The sequence below is a fragment of the Gordonia sp. NPDC058843 genome, from assembly GCF_042743165.1.
In the GTDB taxonomy this organism is placed as follows: domain Bacteria; phylum Actinomycetota; class Actinomycetes; order Mycobacteriales; family Mycobacteriaceae; genus Gordonia.
In genome coordinates this window covers 1-2,219 of the sequence record NZ_JBHYNC010000081.1, presented here as the reverse complement: position 1 = coordinate 2,219, position 2,219 = coordinate 1, and the positions used below count along the sequence as shown (strand labels likewise).

Annotated in this window: 2 protein-coding genes and 1 pseudogene; all 3 read right to left on the bottom strand. The window is 69.1% G+C overall.

Translation table 11 applies throughout. From position 1 onward, the window contains the following. Positions 1-339 (bottom strand): annotated as a pseudogene (locus ACFW3F_RS25390) (urea amidolyase); the annotation flags it as partial. Positions 340-395: 56 nt separating this feature from the next. Next, a complete protein-coding gene (locus ACFW3F_RS25385; protein WP_388062464.1) occupies positions 396-1,076 on the bottom strand; it encodes an urea amidolyase associated protein UAAP2 in 681 nt (226 codons plus the stop codon). Positions 1,077-1,103: 27 nt separating this feature from the next. Further along, entirely contained in the window at positions 1,104-1,958 is an 855-nt protein-coding gene (locus ACFW3F_RS25380) for an urea amidolyase associated protein UAAP1 (protein WP_388062462.1), read from the bottom strand. Between the last annotated feature and the right edge of the window lie 261 nt (positions 1,959-2,219).

Genomic DNA, 2,219 nt, shown 5'->3' with positions numbered 1-2,219 from the left:
GCTCGCCCCTTTTCCTACACCCCCCCCCCCCCCCACCCACACCGACCCCCCCGCGGCCACGGCCCCCCGTTTCCGGGCCGCCCACCCGGGGCCCCGGGTCCGGGCCACGACCGCGGTCCGTTCGAATCGGAGGGCGGGGCCCATGAGGGTGATCTCCAGGCCGGCCGCGGTCTCCGGGTTGCCGACAGCGAGATTCGCGAGCCGGAAGGACAGGTCGTCCATCGGACCGGACGGCGGTACACCGACCTTCCAATACCCGACCCGGCCGGGCCAGTCCTGAATGGTGGTGAGCGGACCGGACCGGAGAACGGTCACGGCAGCCGGGGTGGTGGCAGGCATGATGGTTGATTCCTCATCGCAGGTGTCGACGCCCGGGGGCGTGATGGAGGCGGATGTCAGGACGGCCGGGTGACGATGACACGGACCGCGGTCGGGTCGAATCCGTTGCAGGGGTTGTTGATCTGCGGACAGTTCGAGATGAGCACGAGGGTGTCGACCTCAGCACGCAGGGCGAGCCGCTTGCCGGGCGCGGACAGGCCGTCGACGATGCCGAGCGAGCCGTCGGGGTCGACGGGCACGTTCATGAAGAAGTTGACATTGCCGACGAGGTCGGCCTTGCCGAGACCGTGCCGGCTGCCCTCGATGAGGAAGTTCTCGACGCAGGCGTGCTGGTGCTTCGTGTGGTGGCCATAGCGCAGCGTGTTCGACTCCTGCGAACATGCGCCGCCGAGGGTGTCGTGATTGCCGACCTCGTCGGCGACGATGGTCATCAGCGCAGCGGAGTCGTGGTCGCGGATCACGCTGCCGGTGGTGAGGAAGATGTTGCCCTGCGCGGTGATCGTCGCCTGGGCCGAATACCGTTGCGAGGTGTCGGCGGCCGCATAGAACAACGTGTCGACGGCCTGGTTGCCGTGCAGGTCGACGATGGTGAGCACGTCGCCGGCGGCGACAACACCCGACCATGGTGCCCGCTCGCCCACACGCGCGTCCTCGACGACGATGCCGGGGACGAGCGCGAGGTCGGTGGCGGGCGCCGACGCGAAATCTGTGATGACTGCGATGCTTGTCTCGGTCACGATCAGTGATCCTCTCTACTGGACGGCTCAGCGATGAGCCGCGGCCCAGACGTCTTCGGAGTTGGCGACGGCGCGCTGGTACTCGGGGTCGGTGGCGGAGATCTCGGCCAGCAGGGTGTCGAGATCGCTCTGCGCCTGCCACGCCAGCACTTCCAGCGAGGTCGTGCCGAAATCGGGCGACGGGTCGAGCGGATGCGCGGTGTTGGCGATCGCCACCGTGCACGGCAGGTGCAGGATGAGATCGACCGTCCGGCCGGGGCCTGCGCTCCCGGTCGAACGCAAGGTCCCGTCGGCATCGACGGTCACACCGTGGAAGAAGGACAGCGACGGGGCGACATCCGCCGGCGTGAGGCCGTGTTTCGCCGCGGCCAGGGTGAACAGTTCGCGACCGGCCGGGCTTGCCGAATGCACCTCGCCCGCACCGTACTTCGTCGCATTGCCGGCAAGAGTCGAGGTACCGCACAGCGCGTCGTGGCGACCGGAGTCGTCGGCGACGACGGTGGCGAGCACCCGGCCCTGATCACTGAGCAGCGGATGACCCTCGCCGAGGTAGGCCTGCCACGGGACCTTGACGGTGTCAGCGACGTTGAGTCGCTCCCACGGCGCATCAGCCCGCCACAGCAGCACGTGTGCGCACGCCGCCCCGGCGACGTCGGAAAACCGCAGCCGGGTTCCCCGAGCCAAAACTTTGCTGGCGTACCGGCCGCCGGGAACGGTCTCCGCCCAGGTCAGCGCGGCCGCCGACACGTCGGCGGGCGGCGTGGGCCAGTTCGACGCCGGCACCACCGGCATACTGTCGGTGATCGCGCCGGCCTGGGCGCGGGCGTGTTCGCGGGCACCGGTGGTGGTCCCGGTACCGGCCGCGGTGATGGTGGTGCTCATGGGAACTCCTTGTCGTAGAGGTGGTTCGGTGTGCCCTTCGTGGCTCGTCGCTTTCGCTCCTCGCACCTCAGGGAGCAGATGGGGTGCGTCATGCGCTCCTCGCACCTCAGGGAGCAGTTGGGGTGCGTCGTGCGCTCCTCGCGAGAACCCCGCTCCCTGAGGAGCGAGCGAAGCCAACGCCCCCTGCTCCCTGAGGAGCGAGCGAAGCCAACGCCCCCCGCTCCCTGAGGACCAAGCTAATGGACCAAACACCGCTCCAGG